Genomic DNA, 1718 nt, shown 5'->3' with positions numbered 1-1718 from the left:
GGTTTTCCTGCGCATGGTGGGGCAACTGGCGCTGGACCTGCTGCGTCTGGCGCGCCGCCCGCAGGCCGGGCCGTGGCGGGACATTTCGGGCCACCTGTACCAGATGGGCACCATGGCCTTGCCGATCACCGCGCTGGTGGGCTTTTTGATTGGCGTGGTGCTGGCCTACCTCACATCGCAGCAACTGCGCCAGTTTGGGGCCGAGGCCTTCATCGTCAACATCCTGGGCATGTCGGTGGTGCGCGAGCTGGGGCCGATGCTGGCCGCGATCCTGATTGCCGGGCGCTCGGGCTCGGCCATCACCGCGCAGATTGGCGTGATGCGCGTTACCGAAGAGCTGGACGCCATGCAGGTGATGGGCATCCCGCTGGGCTACCGGCTGGTGATGCCGCGGGCGATTGCGCTGGCCATTGCCATGCCGCTGATCAGCGTGTGGACCACGCTGACGGCGCTGGCAGGGGGCATGCTGGCGGCAGACCTGGCGCTGGGCATCACGCCGGCGTTCTTTTTGCAGGCGCTGCCTGCGGCGGTAGGCGTTGCCAACCTGGGGCTGGCGGTGTTCAAGTCGGCCGTGTTTGGCCTGCTGATTGCGCTGGTGGGCTGCCACTGCGGCCTGCGGGTGCAACCCAATACCCAAAGCCTGGGGCAGGGCACGACGGCGTCGGTGGTGACGTCGATCACGGTGGTGATTTTGGTGGATGCACTGTTCGCCATCGTCTTCAAGAACATCGGGGTCTGACATGGACGCAGACACCATCGTTGCTATCCAGGGCCTGTGGACCGCGTTTGGCAGCGGCAAAAACCAGGTCGTCATACACCAAGACCTGGCGCTGACCGTGCGGCGCGGCGAGATTGTGTCGCTGGTGGGCGGCTCGGGCACCGGCAAGACGGTGCTGCTGCGCCAGATGCTGGGGCTGGAGCAACCCGCCCAGGGCCAGGTCACCGTGCTGGGCCAACCCGCGGCAGAACTCAGCCGCGCCGGGGCGGCCAGCCGGGTCGGCATGCTGTTCCAGCAGGGGGCGCTGTTTTCGGCCTTTACCGTGCTGGAGAACATTGCCTTTCCGCTGCGCGAACTCCAAACCCTGCCCGAAGCACTGGTGCGCGATGCGGCCCTGGTCAAGCTGCAAATGGTCGGTCTGCAGCCCACGGACGCCGACAAAATGCCCGCCGATCTGTCGGGCGGCATGGTCAAACGTGTGGCCCTGGCCCGCGCGCTGGTGATGGACCCGCCGCTGTTGCTGCTGGACGAGCCCACCGCCGGGCTGGACCCCAACGGCGCGGACGAATTTGTCGCCCTGCTGCGCGCCTTGCACCAAGGCCTGGGCCTGACGGTGGTGATGGTCACGCACGACCTGGACACCCTGTTTGCGCTCAGTACCCGCGTGGCGGTACTGGCCGAAAAGAAGGTGCTGGTCACGGGCACACCCGCCGAGGTGGTGGCTTTTCCGCATCCGTTTATCGAACACTTTTTTCTGGGCGAACGCGGTCGGCGTGCTTTGGCACCGCTGCCCGCTTTACCCATCGCCGAAGGAGCCCTACCCCATGGAAAATAAATCCCACGCGCTGGCCGCAGGCGCGTTTGTGCTGGCCATTACCGCGCTGCTGGTGGTGCTGGCCGTGTGGCTCACGCGCGACGCGGGCAGCAGCCACCCGTATGAGCTGTCGTCGCACGACGCCGTGACGGGGCTGCAGCCCCAGGCCGCCGTGCGCTACAAGGG

Annotated in this window: 2 protein-coding genes and 1 pseudogene; all 3 read left to right on the top strand. The window is 66.8% G+C overall.

What is annotated here, in order from left to right; all coding sequences use genetic code 11:
• A partial coding sequence (locus tag ABI213_RS22640) for an ABC transporter permease (protein ID WP_348028768.1) occupies positions 1-739 on the top strand: 739 nt, incomplete at its 5' end.
• 1 nt (position 740) lies between these two features.
• Complete coding sequence (locus ABI213_RS22635; protein ID WP_348028766.1) at positions 741-1553, top strand: ATP-binding cassette domain-containing protein; 813 nt, start codon at positions 741-743, stop codon at positions 1551-1553.
• Positions 1543-1718: pseudogene (locus tag ABI213_RS22630) on the top strand (MCE family protein); the annotation flags it as partial. The gene ABI213_RS22635 and the pseudogene ABI213_RS22630, both read left to right, overlap by 11 nt.

Source organism: Rhodoferax sp., from assembly GCF_039922535.1.
Taxonomy (GTDB): Bacteria; Pseudomonadota; Gammaproteobacteria; order Burkholderiales; family Burkholderiaceae_C; genus Rhodoferax_B.
The sequence above is the reverse complement of the archived record's forward strand: the minus strand, read 5'-3'. Positions and strand labels throughout refer to the sequence as shown.